This is a genomic window from Flavobacterium sp. JP2137, assembly GCF_050562195.1.
Classification (GTDB): domain Bacteria; phylum Bacteroidota; class Bacteroidia; order Flavobacteriales; family Flavobacteriaceae; genus Flavobacterium.
The window spans coordinates 3615086-3631891 of sequence record NZ_CP191647.1; the positions used below are offsets into that span (position 1 = coordinate 3615086).

Genomic DNA, 16806 nt, shown 5'->3' on the forward strand with positions numbered 1-16806 from the left:
TATAATCTTCAGTTCACACTGAAGATTTTTTAATTTTTTTCTATATGAAAAAATCCTTTTACGCGCCTCTATTACTATTAGCAGCTACTGCAGTACATGCACAAAACGATACGATTTGGATTGGCTACAACGATGAAGTCGTTGAAAAACAAGTGGCCGCTTACTACAAATTTATAGAAACCAAAAAGCCCAACGGCTTTGAAGTCACTCAATATACAACGGCACACCAGCTGTATTCCAAAGGCATTTCGTCGGTAAAGGAAAGCCCTTCCATTTACCAAGGAACCGTCATAATTTTTAACCGCAAGGGAAAACCCTTAACCACTTTTGAATACAACAAAGGCGTTAAAGAAGGAACTTCGGTGACAACCTTAACCGACGGGACCAAGTTTTTAGCCGAATACCGCAACAACGAACTCTTTGACGGTACGGAAGTCTCGGAATTTCAAGATGTCTATATCGCTTTGGAGAATCGCGAAGGCGTATTGACCTCGGCCATGCTTTTCGACGAAGCACCCAATAAATTTCGACAAATCATCCATTTTGAAAACGGCACTATTTCCAAGGAACAAACCTTTGACCACAACGATGCGTTGATTGCGAGTTGTACCTATGCCCATTTTGAAGTTTCCGATGGCAAACACATAGCGTTCTACCACCACCCCTTTCAAATCAAATCGGTTTCCGACTATGCCGACCAGGCACTCATTCAGAAGACCACCTATTTTAGAACCGGAGAAACCAAAGAGATTCAAACCCTAGAGGGTGAAACTCAGGTTTTGACGCATTACGACAAATCCGGAAAGGAATTGGGTACCTACCGAGAGCGCACCGATCTAGAAAATTATGTTACGGTTCGAGAAGGCATCAACATCATTTACAGCTTAGAAGCCGGTAAGGATGACCAAATTGAAAGCATTTACACCTACCAAGACGACGAATTGGCATCGCTTCAGGAATACGACTTAGAAGGAGTACTTAAAAAAGTAACCCTGTACCGCGAAAACTACTATCCGATAAAAACGACCTATTACGATAAAAAAGGGCAGCAAGAATCGCAATTGACCTATTCGGAATACGGCGAGCCTTTTGACGGTACGGAAAAACAAGAAAACGGCAGCCGTATTTTTAAAAACGGGCAGTTGGTTTCCGAAACTAAGCATTACAGCAGCGGAGAAGTCTTTCAGAAATCGGCCAATTTTAAAACGGTTTACCTCGACAAAAAAGGCAAGCAAATTGGCGCGGCTACCTACGACACCAATACGGATTATACCTCTTATTCCACCCCGATCGAAGGCGAGGTGCTCACCCTGACAGCAGCCGATTTTATCGCGACCTCAGCGACCTATAAAAAGGGTCAACTCGTAAACAGCACAACCTTTGTCAACTACCGCGGAAAGGCGGTCAAGCAAATGGAAACCAGCTATAACGAAAACGGCTACCAAATTGCGGAAATAAAATACCACCCCAACGGTCAAGTCTTTAGCCAAAGTGAATACGCGAATTACAGCCCAACCACCACGGCGGTTTTTGACGACAAAGGCAAATTGCTCGGAAAATTTGATCACCTTCAAATGGACGGTACCCTCTATAGCTTCTTTGATTCGACCAACGACATCGAAAGCATTTCCAAGTACCAGAAGGGAGCACTCTTATACAAGAAGACGTTTTACAAAAACGACACCTTCTTCGATTTCAATGCTAAAATCTATTTAGAATCGGAAATCGATTTCAACAAAGAAGGGCTCTTCTACGAAAAAAATGAATTGATCAGCAAAGCCACTTATAAAGACGGCAAACCGTTTGAGGGAAAAACCGTGATTCGCGATGAATATGCGTCCAAAATAGTTACCCATTACGAGAATGGGGAAAAAGAAGGAGAGGAAATCACTTATTCGATTTATAGCGATGAAATCAGCACCCGAAACTTTTATCACTTAGGAAAGAAAGTCTTTACCGAAAATTACGAAAACAACTTGGTAATCAATCGCATTCCCTTAGAGAATGACCGCTATAATGGCGAGGCGATTTACTTCGATTCGGAGGGAAAAGAGATCTCGAGACTGACTTATAAAGACGACGAACCGTTTGAAGGTACTTTGATTTCGATTGACGGTGAGAATTCCATTAGAACCAAAACCTATAAAAACGGTTATATAGCCGAGAGTAAAATGGAAGTCGACGGCCAACTCAAATACACGAGAACGCTGTTGGACGAAGACAAACAACGGTATCAGGTGCGCAGTTTCTCCGACACGGGGCTACCGCGTTACGATTTTAAAACCCTTGCGGAAAACTTAGACGGCGAAGTTCTCTTTTACAACGAAAAGGGAAAAATTCAAAACAAAGCCCGAGTTCAAGATGGCGAATTGATTTCGGGAACGATATCGCTCTTGCTACAAGATTACAATTACAATTACGACAGCCATATCGCAGTGACCAAAAAAGGTCAAAACTACAAGATTAAGGCCTATCGAAATGAAGGAAACAGCCTGATGTACGAAAGCAGCATTAAGGTCATCGACAAAAAAGATGCTGTAAAACCGCTTCCTGTTGTCACCCCACTTACTTTGGAGTCCCTTTATCCGCATGTAAGCGATTTCGAATTATACCTATATTAAAAGAATAAAACCCTTAAAAACTCCTCTTCGCAGAGGAGTTTTTTTTAGCCATATATAAAGAATACTTAAAAAATCTATATTTATATCAATAAATATATTACTTTTATTAAACAAAAGCTAAACAAATGAAAAACAAACTACCGATTCATTGTCCCAGTTGCCAAGAGGCGCTTCAGGTGTCTCAGCTCAGCTGTGAAAGCTGTGAAACCCGAGTTAGCGGAAAATTTGCACTGCCCCTACTGCTGCAACTCCCTCAAGAGGAGCAAGACTTTATATTGCAGTTTTTTTTATTTAGTGGCAGCTTAAAGGAAATGGCCGCCACGATGAACATCAGCTATCCCACCGTCCGAAACCGACTAGACGATATTATTGCGCGGATCAACCATTTAAAAACATTTAACCCCTAGTAAATATGAATTGGATTTCTCAACTTTTTGAACGCATCGATGACAAAAAACTTATGAGCATCGGATTGGTATCCCTATTGCTCGGTTCGCTGCTCGCTATAGCCACTGATGTGCGCTTTATAGGAATCATGGATTTGAGCACTCCTCAAAACATCGCGCCCATACAGCCGTTTCTAGACAACATATTCAACACCGCACTCCTGGCACTGATGCTGTTTGTATTGGGCAAGATCATCAATCCCAAAACGCGGTTTATCGACATCTTAAACACCGCTTTTATCTGCCGCATACCGTTTTACTTTTTAAGCTTGCTAAACATCAACCAGCTCACCCGCAATACCACGGCGATTTTAGAGCAAAACATCGGCAATCCGGAGCTGTTTTCCGCAAGTCTGCAAGAACCTCGACTTTTACTGTTGCTGTTGTTGTTTGCCGTCGCTGGGATATTGGCGATTATAGCTTTTGCATATCTATTGTATCAGGGCTTCAAGACCGCTACCAACCTAAAAAAGACCGGTCATATTGTCAGCCTAATCGCAACGGTGCTCGTTGCGGAAATCATCAGTAAATTCTTCGTTTATCTCTATTAATCATGAAATTAAATCTAGCCGTAGTTCTTTGGCTCTTTTCTTCGGCACTCATAGCCCAAACAACAGAAAAGCGCGTGGTCGATATCGATGCGGAAATCCAGGGAAACTTGTATTTGGGCAACCCCAAAAGCAAACTGCTACTGCTCGTGATTCCGGGATCGGGTCCAACCGATCGCAACGGCAATACCCTATCGGTTTCGGTAAACAACTCGCTGAAATTTCTAGCCGAGGGATTGGCCCAGGAGCAGTACAATGTATTTACTTACGACAAAAGAGTACTGGCTCAACTTCGCAATAAAACCATTCCCGAGGTGACTGTTTTTGAGGACCCGCTAAGAGACGTAGCCTTGATCATGACAAAGCTGCGGGAGCAGTTTGCAGACATCGTGCTTGTCGGTCACAGCGAAGGTTCGTTAATCGCACTACTCGCCGCACAGCAATCCCCAACCAAGGCCTTGGTTTCCCTAGCCGGTGCAGGACAAACCATCGATGTTATTATAGAAGAACAAATCGCGAGACAAGCGCCTTTTTTAAAAAAACAAACCGCAACTATTGTATCTCAACTCAAAAAAGGCGAACGGGTAAACGAGGTGATTCCGATGCTTCAAAGCTTGTTTAATCCCGGCGTACAGCCTTATTTGATATCGTGGATGACATACGACCCCGCAGCAGAAATTGCCAAGCTCCAAATTCCGCTGCTCCTCATAAACGGAACTCAAGATATTCAGGTCGGCGTAGCCGAAGCCAAGCGCTTGCACCAGGCCAATTCGGCCAGCGATCTGGTCCTGATAGAAGGGATGAACCACATTTTCAAAAACATCGTCAAAGACGAAGACAACATCAAGTCGTACAACCAAGCCAACCTGCCCCTGCATTCCGAGCTGATTCCGGTTATTACCGCTTTTTTAGAAAAAAATAAATTGCGTTAAAACCTAGAGAACCAACAAGCCGTTTTCCCGCAATTCCCTTGCGGTTTTCGAATACCAGAAAGGCTCAAAATCCTCTTGACAAGCGGCTTCAAAATCCAATTTCATCTCTTGAAATGTCACGGTTTTTGAAGTCTTTTGCTGGAGTTTCTCCACGAATTCCTCAAACCAAACGCCTATTGCCTTATCGGTATCCAAGGTCAGGGTATCTTTTTTGGTATAGAAAGACAAGCAGGCTTTTTCAAACGTCCTGCCCTTTTTGGTTTTGGTATAAAACGTCAATTTGGGCGAGGTACCCAACCAAAACACCTTATTATTGGGTTTGTAAACCGGCAATATATCCCGTTCGAGTATGCGGTAAATATAGTCGGGTGCCATCGATGTCTTGGGAACTTTAAAGTCAAACCAATCCTGCAACGCCCAGTCAAAGCACAGCCCGTGCATATAATTGAAAAGCGACTTTTTAAGTCCATAAGAGAACTTGTCGTGCTGCGCACCCGATTTTTCGCGATGCACCAAATCGTTATTGGCAAAACTGCCGACGTCTTCATTGACCCTAATCACGTCGAACAACTCGGGATTCATTCCAACAGGACTGTGGGCCGTCATGGCAAACTGATGCCAAAATCCAGATTGCATCACCCCTACTTCAAACAATTGCCGAACCATTTCCAAACTGTCTATCGTTTCTTGTGCCGTTTGCGTGGGGAAACCATACATGAGATACGCGTGTACCAATATACCCGCATCGGTAAAATTCTGGTTGACCTGAGCCACTTGTGCTACGGTAACCCCTTTGTCTATCAATTGGAGCAAGCGATCCGAAGCGACCTCCAGTCCGCCGGAAACCGCTATGCAGCCCGAAGCCTTTAGCAACAGACATAAGTCGCGCGTAAAACTCTTTTCAAAGCGGATATTGGTCCACCAAGAAACGGTGATTTTACGGCGAATCAGCTCCAAGGCCACCTCCCGCATCAAAGCAGGTGGGGCGGCCTCATCGACAAAGTGAAATCCGGTTTCTCCGGTTTGCACAATCAAAGTTACCATACGATCGACAATCAACTTGGCTGCTACGGGTTCATAGACCTTAATATAGTCCAAGGAAATATCGCAAAAAGTACATTTCCCCCAATAACAACCGTGAGCCATGGTCAGCTTGTTCCAGCGGCCATCGCTCCACATCCGGTGCATCGGATTGACAATCTCGATAACCGAGATATACTCGGACAACAACAAGCCCGAATAATCCGGAGTACCCACATCGGATTGCTTATAATCGCGCACCAGGGGATTATTGATGTAAACAACACGGTCGTCACGAAGTAAAAACGTTCGCTTTAAAGCGTCTTGATCTAGCTTTCCTTCGAGGTGAAGAATTAAATGCTCCAGCGGCGCTTCCCCGTCATCCAAAGTGATAAAGTCAAAAAACTCAAAAACGCGTACATCGGTTAGCGACCGCAGCTCCGTATTGGGAAAGCCTCCCCCCATGGTAATCTTGATGTGGGGGTAGTTTTTCTTAATCCATTGTGCACAGCGAAAGGAGCTGTATAAATTTCCGGGAAAGGGAACGGAAAAGCCAACGATTGTCGGGTTGGAATCCGCGATCAACTTGGCTAATAATCGCAGTGCAACGCGATCGATATAAGTCGGTTCTGCTTGTAAAGCCCCGTAGAGTTCATCAAAACTATTGGCCGAGCGCCCCAACCTTTCGGCATAGCGGCTAAAACCAAAATTATCATCGACCGCTTCGACGATCAAATCCGACAAATCTTCCAAGTATAAGGTGGCCAAATGCTTGGCTTTATCCTGGATGCCCATCGCTCCAAATGCCCATTCCAACTCTTCCAGCTGACTAAATCGCGACGCCTGAGGCAGGAAATTATCTTGTGTAATCGCTTGGGCTAAAGTCGCATTCTTTCCCTGTAAAAACCCGATAACCGCATTTATAGTAGCGGTGTATTCCGCGCGCAAGGCCAAGATGCGTTGAGCGTTGTCGGACAACATTTGAGAATGTTCATCTATATGAGCAAAGAGATTTTCCAAGCCCGTTTTAGAAAAGAGTTCTAAAATAACTTCTATACCCAAGTCCGATTGAAAACAACGAATCGATTTGGTATTAAAAAAACCTTTGATATAAGCCGTAGCCGGATAAGGCGTGTTTAATTGGGTAAAGGGCGGAGTAATGAGGGTGACAGTAGTTTCCAAAGCGTTGAAATATCGGACAAAAGTACACAATTAATCAGTGGTATTAAAATGTTCTTTACGTACATAAAAAAAATTAGACGCAACAAAACCTATTTTTTTTAACAAAACATTAGTTTTTTTTGATATATTTGAAAATACAATATTCAAAAAAAAGTACCACAAACTAAGAATTATAAAGCTTAAATAGGATAATTATGAAAAAACTATTACTAATCGCCCTGATATCATGCTTTAGCCACTTCGCGCTTGGTCAAGTGATAAATCCCAACGATGTGATTGGAGTCTGCTCCGCACAGAACATCGTTAGCCCTACCCCTACGGGAACAATTTACAATAACTTAAGAACCCATTGCAGTACGAGTAACCTCACCAATACCCTGGTGTTGTATTATATTGAAATTACTGCGGGAACGACCTTTACCTTTGTAGTTACGCCGACAGCCAACGTCGATTACGATTTCGGCAGTTGGTTAAATCCCAATCTGAACAATCTCGGCCCTGCCGATCGCGGGTCTCAAAATGACCCTAACATCACCGGCATGTATTCTATCGGTTTGTCTCTCATGGAGCCTACGGAAACCTGTGAGCTTCCAGGGGCAGGCATCAGCGGATTGATTCCGGGCATGGTGCGTCATTACGACGTTGTACCCGGCGATGCCATTTTGATAGCCGTAAACCGATGGTCGGTTTCAGATTCCGGATTCGTCATCTCCTTTGGTGGGAATGCGACCTTAAATTGTAGCCTCTTCGACAAAGACTTTCGCAAATGCGATGAAGACCACGACGGAGAAGAAATCTTTGATCTCTCTCAAATAGCAACCGATATTAGAAATGGAATCACTACAGACATCATTGATTTTTTTGCTTTAGAAAACGATGCTAAAAACCCCGCAGCTACCAACGTGCTTCCACTAACTTATGTAGCCACGACTGCCAACAATCCCAATACGATTTATGCCCGTATTAAACGCGGCAATGGGGTGATGAAAAAAGTGATGAAAATTGAGTTGTACGCCGACAAAGTACCCGATATACAAAACCAAAACATCGATTTTGAAATGTGCGATTACAACAACGATGGCACCGAGATTTTCAACCTAAAAAGCCTCGAACGGGAAATTGCAAACGGCCAAACGGATTTGCAATTCAAATATTACGAAGACATCACTGATGCCAACGACAACACGACCAACACTATACAGTCACCACAAACATACAGCGCTTCAGACAAAACGATTTATATACGCGTTAGCATACTAGATCGCTGTCCGGTAATCGTTACGGTCAATCTCCGTGTAAATCCGACCGCGGTGTTGCCCATTACCTCTTTTGACTATGAGCTCTGCGAAACCAACCATCAAGGCACGGCAATTTTTAACCTCAGCAGTCAAGAATCCCTTATATCAGCTGGTCAAACGGATTTGAGTTTTAAATATTATGAAAACAACGCCGATGCGCTACTAGACAACAACAACTATATAGCGAACCCCACTACCTATACCTCCGACAGCAAAACCTTGTATGTCCGAGTGAGCTTAAAGGGCAAATGTCCTATAACGGTTACTTTAAATTTGGTCGTGTTTAAAGCGCCAAAAATTGAAAATAAAAAAATCGATTACGCGATTTGCGACGATGACTTAGACGGCAAAGAAACCTTCGATTTAACGAGTTATGAAACCGTTATAGCACAAGGGCAAACCGATTTGGAATTTAGCTATTACGAAGTTTATAGCGATGCCGAAATGGGCAACCTTTCGACCATCACCGCTACAACTGCCTATACTTCTAAAAAGAAAACCGTTTACATCAGAGTAACCATCGACAATCATTGCCCGGTTATTATTCACCTGAATTTAATACCCGCAAAAACCAAGATGTCTCCGAGTGAGACCCTGATTTCTGAATTTTGTGGCGAAGTCACTTCCAACGCCTTAATCTACGATTTGACCCGGGCTTTACCGGCATTGTTACAGGGAGAGCCAGCGCAAGATTACCAAATCAGCTACCACGAGGAAGAGAGCGACGCGAGAAATTCTAAAAACAACTTGACGGATTTTAAAAATTATTCCGTACTTTTTAACGAGCTAAGGATTATCTATGTGCGCATGGAAAACAAAATGGGTTGTTTTGCCGTTTCGAGTATAAAACTGGACTCAAAAGACAGAATTACCAATACAGACCAATATATGAAAGCTTGTGATCCTTATGAATTACCAGCATTATCAGCGGGCTATGCCTACTATACCCAGCCCAATGGGCCTAATGGTAAAGGTACAAAAATCGAATTTTCTCAAGCGGGTAAAGCCTTGGTTTTTGGAAAGCGAACCATCTATATCTATGGCAGCTCCAAAGCTGCAGAAAACCTAGCGGACAACAATCAAAACGATGCGGAGGAATGCATATACGAAACGAGTTTTACCGTCTATAACAACGAGTGTAAAGTTCCCAAAGGAATCTCGCCAAATGGAGATGGAAAAAATGACTTCTGGGATTTAACGCCTTTTGGAGTAAGCCGCCTATCGATAATCAATCGCTACGGTAAAGAAGTATACACATTCTCCGGTACCTATACCAATCAGTGGATGGGACAGTCCAATAGCGGACATCCACTTCCCGACGGTACCTATTGGTATAGTATGGATGCCTTAAACGGCGAACTAGAAGGTTGGATTCAAATTATAAGATAAAAAAAAAGATATGATGCTTAAAAGAGTATTAGTTATTACCTTGTTGTTTTGCTTCAATGCCGCGTTGGCACAACAGCTTGTCAAATGGGTGCCTGCAATTAACAGCAATGTAATGGATGGTTTTTATTATGGGGGCACGGTAACTGTCATTCAGGAAGGTGAAGGCAATGATTTGACCTTTAGTTCTCCGCACCAAGCCCCTTCATTGATGGGCTATAGTGCCAATCACTTTACCACCCAGGCAAACCCGCAAGTTCCGCCCTCCAAAAAAATAACGTTTAACTTTTCGCCTCCCGTGGTGATTTCCAGATTGAATATTGGCGACATCAACATGTCGCCCAGTCACAACGACTCCTTTAACATTAGAGGAGTCACTTTTACCAGCGTTGAAGCAACGGGTGTAACGGCTACGATAAATTCGGCAACGGCCACGCACAATTCGTACAGCAATGCGATGTGGCACATGAGCACGACTCCCATATCGTCTTTCTCCATTAACTATTCCACGACCAACGGAAAGACACACTCATTTATCATCTATGCCTTAGAAGTATTGGTACCCCCTCCTGGCGGCGGCGGTCCTGGCGGTCCTGGCAATGGATTGGTAAATATCTGTCGCGGGGAAAGCGTACTGCTGGAAGGCGACCCGGTACCAACTCCAAATATACGCTATGAATGGGATGTACCAGACGGATTCCCCAATCCGGGAAACGTCTCCTTGATAAACACCACTATACCCGGAGAATATGCACTACTGGCCTTAAACGAGACCACAGGACTGCTGCATTATTATCGCACTTGGTCGGTTTTTCCACGAACACCTGATTTTACTACTTTTACAAACTTACCGACCTCTATATGTCCCGATAAAACAACACTAAATTCCCCATTACCTTCGATATCAGTCCAAGGAAATTCGGGAAACTGGTCGCAAATGTCGTCAACAGACACCACCGTGACCTACCGATTCCAACCGCACGGACAATGCGTGGATCCGTATGAATTTACCATTCCCATACTGGGGATAACCCCTCTTTTTGCAACGCATGATCCCGTATGTCATATCGATCAAATAATCCTTCCCACGGTTTCGATAAACAACTTTACGGGTCAATGGACACTAATCGCTAGCGACATCACAAGCGCTACGTATAAATTTACACCTGCTCGCAATCAATGTGCAACGGAAGCCGTGATGAAGGTTCAAATAAAAGAAAGGGAAAAACCGTATTTTAACCTAATGATGCCGGCATGTGCCTCTGCTAATTTCGATTTCCCACTCTACTCAACAAACCACATTAAGGGAACTTGGAAACTATTGAGTAACGACAGCGAAAAAGAAACTTATGAATTTACTCCAGATGATTTAATCTGTTACGAAAAACTTGTTTTTGATATTTTCCATGTCAAAAAGCCCGAATTTAACCTGATCAAATCGGTTTGCAACTTGTCCGATATCGACCTGCCCACGACCTCAATCAACGGATTTACCGGCGAATGGACCAAGACCAAACAAACGACCAATACCATAGAATACCTCTTTACACCTAACGAATTTTGCGTAGAGACCTATAGTGTTGTCATAACTATTCAAGACAAGAAAATCCCATTGTTTAACGCCATCAGCGTCAATTGCAAATTTGACGAAGAGCAACTTCCCCCAACCTCGACCAACGGTATACAGGGAAGCTGGAAACTGACACAAGAACACGGAAATCTTTTGACCTATACCTTTACACCTAGTAGCGGACAATGTGCCACACAAACCACTATGGAAATTGTAGACACCACCGAATCGACCGTAGAATTTGACCCACAATGTGTTAACGACCAGTTTTTCTTACTGACCAAACTGTACGAAGGGCCTAATCTAATTCCAATAGTACAATACGAATACTACTATAACGGAAAACTCGTTTCGGAAAAAGAGAAACTCAACATTACAGAACTCGCTATTCGCAAAGAGGATTGGCCCGCGGTGTTTGATGTCATCGTCATGAACGAAAGCGGATGTTTGACCTCCGGCTCGATTCGCATCAACAATTTGGACTGTGCCATACCGAAGGGAATATCTCCGGATATGAATATGATTAACGACAATCTCGACCTCAAAAACTTTCAAGTGCGCAAACTGATTATTTACAACAGACTCGGTCGTGTTGTCTATGAAAAGTCCCACTATAAAGATGAGTGGTACGGACAAAACAACCAAGGAAATACGCTGCCAGCGGGCACTTATTTCTATCAAATCGAATTCCTCAACGACTCCGCTCCACGAACGGGATGGATTTATTTAAACACCCCCAAATAAACATCGGTTTGTAAAGACTCCCTCCTAATTCGTTAAAATTATGGAGGGAGTTTTTTTTTCTTTAATTTAGCCAAAAAACAAACTATGCCTTTGGACTGTATTACTTACCAAAATTCCGGATATTTTTCCAAGCTCATGGTAGACTACCTCAATCAAGAGCCTCGACTAAAAGAACTGTACCACCATTTTCCCACCTTGGAAAACTTTGAAAAACAACTGACGGAAAAAGGGCAACAGTTTCCAGCGGAGCACCGTACCGTACTCTCTAAAGCCCTTATTCGACAATACCAACAACACGAGCTCAGCGAAAGCAGCAGTCAAAACATAATCGCCTTGCAAAGCGAAAACACCTTTACCATAACCACAGGACATCAATTAAACTTATTTACCGGACCGCTCTATTTCTTGTATAAGATTATTTCGACCATCAATTTGAGTAAAGCCTTAAAAAAACAGTACCCCGCATATCATTTTGTACCGGTGTATTGGATGGCCACGGAAGACCATGACTTTGACGAAATCAACCACTTTCAATTTGAAGACAAAAAAATTCAGTGGAATCGCGAAGCCACCGGACCAGTAGGCCGACTCGATACCGCCGAATTGCAACAGGTATTTGAGGTGTTCTCCGCGCACTTAGGTGTGGGGCAAAACGCCGACCAAATTCGAACCTGGTTTAAAAATGCCTACCTCCAACACGACAATTTAGCCGAAGCCACCCGCTATTTGGCCAATGCCCTATTTGGCGAATACGGCCTGGTCATTTTAGATGGCGACGACCGCGAGCTCAAAAAACTCTTTGCGCCTATCGTTCAAAAAGAACTCCTAGAGCAGGCTTCGCACGCAAAAGTACAGGAGAGTTTTGCGGTATTGAACGACTATTTCATTCAGGTAAACCCGCGCGAAATCAACCTATTCTACATCACCGATCACCTCAGAGAGCGCATTGTTTTTGATGGCACACACTATATCATCAACAATACCGAGCGCACTTTTACGCGCGACGCCATCTTGGAAGAGCTGCAGAACTACCCCGAGCGTTTTAGCCCCAACGTCATTCTTCGCCCGCTTTATCAAGAGCTCATTTTGCCCAACCTCTGCTATATAGGCGGCGGCGGTGAACTGGCGTATTGGCTGGAGTTAAAGCAAGTGTTTAACGAGTATCAGCTCGTTTTTCCCATGCTTTTACTGAGAAATTCCGCCTTGCTAGTCACCGAAAAACAAGTGCAAAAAATGGCGCGACTGCAGCTGAATTGGTCGGATGTATTCTTAAAACACCAGGCCTTAATCGATAAGAAAACCGCCGAATTATCCCAAATCAACTTTGATTTTGAACAGCAACGCCAGTTTTTAGTTCAACAGTTTAAAGCCTTGGAAAAAATAGCCCAACAAACCGACCCTTCCTTTACGGGAGCGGTACAGGCGCAAACACAAAAACAACTCAATGGCTTAAATCACTTGGAAAAACGCTTGCACCAAGCCGAGAAAAGACTCCATCGCGAAGCCTTGGAGCGCATAAACCTGTTGCACCTCAGTATGTTTCCCGGTGGCACCCTACAAGAGCGGGTGGTGAACTTCTCCGAGTTCTACAAGGCATACGGACCTCAATTGATCGAGCGCCTGATCGACGAGCTACAACCCCTTGAACAACAATTCAATATTGTGCGCTTTTAACAGGATTATCCACAGATAAAATTCAAAAGATCTATGCGCGCATAGATCTTTTTTGCTATATTTACATAACCTATAAATTGTAAACTATGAATTTTACTGCTAAAATGCTTCGTGATGGAGCCCTGAATGACAAGGTAATTGTCGTAACTGGTGGAGGAAGCGGCTTGGGAAAAGCCATGTCTACTTATTTTTTAGAGTTGGGTGCCCGAGTAGCAATTACTTCTAGAGATTTGGACAAACTGCAAAAGACAGCGGCCGAGTTGGAAGCGCAAACCGGCGGAAGTTGCTTGGCAGTTGCTTGCGATGTGCGCCATTACGACCAGGTGGAAAACATGTTGAAGGTCGTTTTGGAAAAATTCGGACAGGTAGACGTGCTGCTCAACAATGCGGCGGGAAACTTTATTTCTCCTACCGAACGCTTATCGGCCAATGCCTTTGATACCATAATCGACATCGTTCTAAAAGGCTCCAAAAACTGTACGTTAGCCTTTGGAAAGCACTGGATTGAACAAAAACAAAAAAACAAAGTCGTCCTCAATATCACCACCACTTATGCGTGGACGGGTTCGGGTTACGTCGTGCCTTCCGCCACGGCCAAAGCAGGTGTTCTGGCCATGACGCGCAGCTTGGCCGTTGAATGGGCCAAATACGGCATCCGCACCAATGCCATCGCCCCGGGACCCTTCCCGACCAAAGGCGCTTGGGATCGCCTACTGCCTGGAGACCTGCAAGAAAAATTTGATTTAACCAAAAAAATACCGCTTCGCCGCGTAGGAGAACACCAAGAACTGGCCAATTTAGCCGCCTATTTGGTGTCTGATTTTTCCGCTTTTGTCAATGGAGAAGTCGTTACCATCGACGGAGGAGAATGGCTACAAGGCGCCGGAGAGTTTAATATGTTAGAACAAATTCCACCGGAAATGTGGGATTTGCTCGAAGCGCATATAAAAAGTAAAAAATAAGCCCGTTAAAAAAGATAGAAGTCATTCGAAAAATCAATCGTTTGACTTCTTTTTTTGCATAAACAACTGAACAATAGCACTTTTTAAAAATTGTTGATAAATTAGATTTTCTAAACCCATAAAAAATTGTATTTTTACATCTCAAAATATTTTAGATACAAATGGGTAAAATTATTGCAATAGCCAACCAAAAAGGAGGCGTTGGAAAAACCACAACTTCTGTCAATCTCGCTGCGTCTTTGGGCGCCTTGGAGAAAAGAGTGCTTTTAATTGATGCCGACCCTCAAGCTAACGCTACTTCTGGATTAGGAGTAGACGTAGAAAGTATTGAAATTGGTACTTATCAATTACTAGAACACAGCAATACCCCAGAGGAGGCCATCATATCTTGCTCTGCCCCCAATGTATCGTTAATACCAGCTCATATCGACTTGGTAGCTATTGAAATTGAATTGGTCGACAAAGAAAAGAGAGAATACATGCTCAAGCAATCGCTGGTTTCGATTAAAGATCAATACGACTATATCATCATTGACTGCGCCCCGTCTTTAGGACTACTTACTTTAAATGCCTTAACCGCTGCGGATTCTGTGGTGATTCCCATACAATGCGAATACTTCGCCTTGGAGGGATTGGGCAAACTCTTAAACACCATCAAGAGCGTTCAAAAAATCCACAATCCAGACTTGGACATCGAAGGCCTTCTATTGACGATGTACGACTCGCGCCTGCGCCTGTCCAATCAAGTGGTCGAAGAAGTTCAGAAACACTTCAACAATATGGTGTTTAAAACCATTATACAGCGAAATGTCAAGCTCAGCGAAGCCCCTAGTTTTGGAGAGAGCATTATCAATTACGACGCCACCAGCAAAGGAGCCACTAATTATTTAAGCTTGGCAGAAGAGATTATTCAAAAGAACCAATAAGTTGCGTATACGATTATTATGGCAAAAGCAATAAAAAAACAGGCTTTAGGAAGAGGATTATCCGCTTTGCTCAAAGATCCCGATAACGATATTAAAACAGCAGCAGACACCAATGCCGACAAGGTAGTGGGAAGCATTATAGAATTGGATGTGGATGCGATAGAGATCAATCCCTTTCAACCCCGAACCAATTTTAACGAAGATTCTTTAAAGGAATTGGCCAGCAGCATCAAAGAGTTGGGCGTCATTCAGCCCATCACTGTTCGCAAGGTCGAATTCAACAAATACCAATTGATTTCGGGAGAACGCCGTTTGCGCGCTTCCAAATTAATCGGACTAACGACGGTACCGGCCTATATTCGCTTGGCCAACGACAACGATTCGTTGGTGATGGCATTGGTAGAAAACATACAACGTCACGACTTAGACCCCATCGAGATTGCCTTGTCCTATCAGCGCCTGATCGACGAAATTCAATTGACTCAAGAGCAAATGAGTGAACGCGTGGGTAAAAAGCGTTCGACCATAGCCAATTACCTGAGATTATTGCGTTTAGATCCGATTATTCAAACCGGTATTCGCGATGGATTTATCAGCATGGGTCACGGCCGCGCCATCATCAACATTGAAGATTTAGATGCGCAAACCGACATTTACCACAAGATCATCAGTGAAAACCTATCGGTACGAGAAACAGAAGCCCTGGTTAAAAGCTACCAACAAAAATTGCTGGGTCTAGACGAAAAACCCGCTAAGGCAGACGCTTTTCACGTACCCGAAGCCTATCAAAAAACCTTTGCAAGTTTTTTTGGCGCCAAGGTCGATTTAAAAGTAGCCGCAAACGGCAAGGGTAAAATTTCGATTCCGTTTCATTCCGAAGAGGATTTACAACGAATAATCAAACTCCTAGAAGAGTAGTGAAGAGAACAGTATACCTCCTTGTATTGGGACTTTTGTTAATACATACTCCCAAATCTTACAGTCAATCCGCAAACGATTCGCTAAAATTTAGCGTACCCGAGCTCGTAGTAGACCAACCGATGGACCCCCTTTCTCCCGCTAGAGCAGCCTTCTACTCGGCGGTAGTGCCCGGACTGGGTCAGTTTTACAATAAAAAATACTGGAAAGTTCCCATACCCTATATCGGTATGGGGATTTCCATTTATTTCTATTCCGACAACCACAAAAAGTATAAGGAATACCGAAATGAATACAAAAAGCGACTCAATCACACCAACGACCCCAACGACAGTCGCTTTGGAAAACTAGACAACGACCGCGTTATTCAAGGCCAGCGTTTTTATCAGCGAAATCGCGATTTGTCTGCTGTAATTACCGCAGGTATCTATATCATCAGCATTATTGATGCCAATATCGATGCCCATTTACTGCAGTTTAACGTCAGTGACCAACTGACCTTCCAACCGACGTTTCAACTCAATGAAATCGATTATCAATATCAGTACGGATTGAGCGTACAGTATAAATTCTAACCAC

The 16806-nt window shown here is 43.6% G+C and carries 12 protein-coding genes; 11 read left to right on the forward strand and 1 reads right to left on the reverse strand.

Going from position 1 to position 16806, the window contains the following annotated elements; all coding sequences use genetic code 11:
* The first annotated feature begins 44 nt into the window (after positions 1–44).
* The 4 genes from ACQZ43_RS15995 (at position 45) to ACQZ43_RS16010 (ending at position 4547) form a co-directional block, all read left to right on the forward strand.
* Complete coding sequence (locus tag ACQZ43_RS15995; protein WP_430613706.1) at positions 45–2621, forward strand: hypothetical protein; 2577 nt, start codon at positions 45–47, stop codon at positions 2619–2621.
* A 125-nt stretch (positions 2622–2746) separates the two neighbouring features.
* Positions 2747–3028: a DUF2089 family protein gene (locus ACQZ43_RS16000; protein WP_430613708.1), complete on the forward strand. Its 282-nt coding sequence runs from the start codon at positions 2747–2749 to the stop codon at positions 3026–3028.
* Between the two features lie 5 nt (positions 3029–3033).
* The gene (locus ACQZ43_RS16005; protein ID WP_430613710.1) at positions 3034–3618 is read left to right on the forward strand and encodes a YIP1 family protein; all 585 of its coding nucleotides are present in this window, start codon (positions 3034–3036) and stop codon (positions 3616–3618) included.
* A gap of 2 nt (positions 3619–3620) precedes the next feature.
* A complete protein-coding gene (locus tag ACQZ43_RS16010) occupies positions 3621–4547 on the forward strand; it encodes an alpha/beta hydrolase (RefSeq protein ID WP_430613712.1) in 927 nt (308 codons plus the stop codon).
* A 3-nt stretch (positions 4548–4550) separates the two neighbouring features.
* Here ACQZ43_RS16010 and ACQZ43_RS16015 read toward each other — a convergent pair whose 3' ends face one another.
* The gene (locus tag ACQZ43_RS16015; RefSeq protein ID WP_430613713.1) at positions 4551–6749 is read right to left on the reverse strand and encodes a B12-binding domain-containing radical SAM protein; all 2199 of its coding nucleotides are present in this window, start codon (positions 6747–6749) and stop codon (positions 4551–4553) included.
* Positions 6750–6943: 194 nt separating this feature from the next.
* Between ACQZ43_RS16015 and ACQZ43_RS16020 the strand changes: the two genes are divergently transcribed.
* From ACQZ43_RS16020 to ACQZ43_RS16050, 7 genes are all read left to right on the forward strand, one after another.
* Positions 6944–9436 (forward strand): gliding motility-associated C-terminal domain-containing protein, encoded by a 2493-nt coding sequence (locus ACQZ43_RS16020; RefSeq protein ID WP_430613715.1) that lies wholly within the window; start codon positions 6944–6946, stop codon positions 9434–9436.
* A 10-nt stretch (positions 9437–9446) separates the two neighbouring features.
* Positions 9447–11747, forward strand: coding sequence for a gliding motility-associated C-terminal domain-containing protein (locus tag ACQZ43_RS16025; protein WP_430613716.1), 2301 nt, complete (start codon positions 9447–9449; stop codon positions 11745–11747).
* 84 nt (positions 11748–11831) lie between these two features.
* Positions 11832–13421 (forward strand): bacillithiol biosynthesis cysteine-adding enzyme BshC, encoded by a 1590-nt coding sequence (bshC, locus tag ACQZ43_RS16030; RefSeq protein ID WP_430613717.1) that lies wholly within the window; start codon positions 11832–11834, stop codon positions 13419–13421.
* A gap of 86 nt (positions 13422–13507) precedes the next feature.
* Complete coding sequence (locus ACQZ43_RS16035; RefSeq protein ID WP_430613719.1) at positions 13508–14383, forward strand: SDR family oxidoreductase; 876 nt, start codon at positions 13508–13510, stop codon at positions 14381–14383.
* Between the two features lie 161 nt (positions 14384–14544).
* Positions 14545–15309: a ParA family protein gene (locus ACQZ43_RS16040; RefSeq protein WP_430613720.1), complete on the forward strand. Its 765-nt coding sequence runs from the start codon at positions 14545–14547 to the stop codon at positions 15307–15309.
* An 18-nt stretch (positions 15310–15327) separates the two neighbouring features.
* Positions 15328–16227: a ParB/RepB/Spo0J family partition protein gene (locus ACQZ43_RS16045; protein ID WP_430613722.1), complete on the forward strand. Its 900-nt coding sequence runs from the start codon at positions 15328–15330 to the stop codon at positions 16225–16227.
* Complete coding sequence (locus ACQZ43_RS16050) at positions 16227–16802, forward strand: DUF5683 domain-containing protein (RefSeq protein WP_430613724.1); 576 nt, start codon at positions 16227–16229, stop codon at positions 16800–16802. Before ACQZ43_RS16045 ends, ACQZ43_RS16050 begins: the two co-directional genes overlap by 1 nt.
* Positions 16803–16806 lie beyond the last annotated feature (4 nt).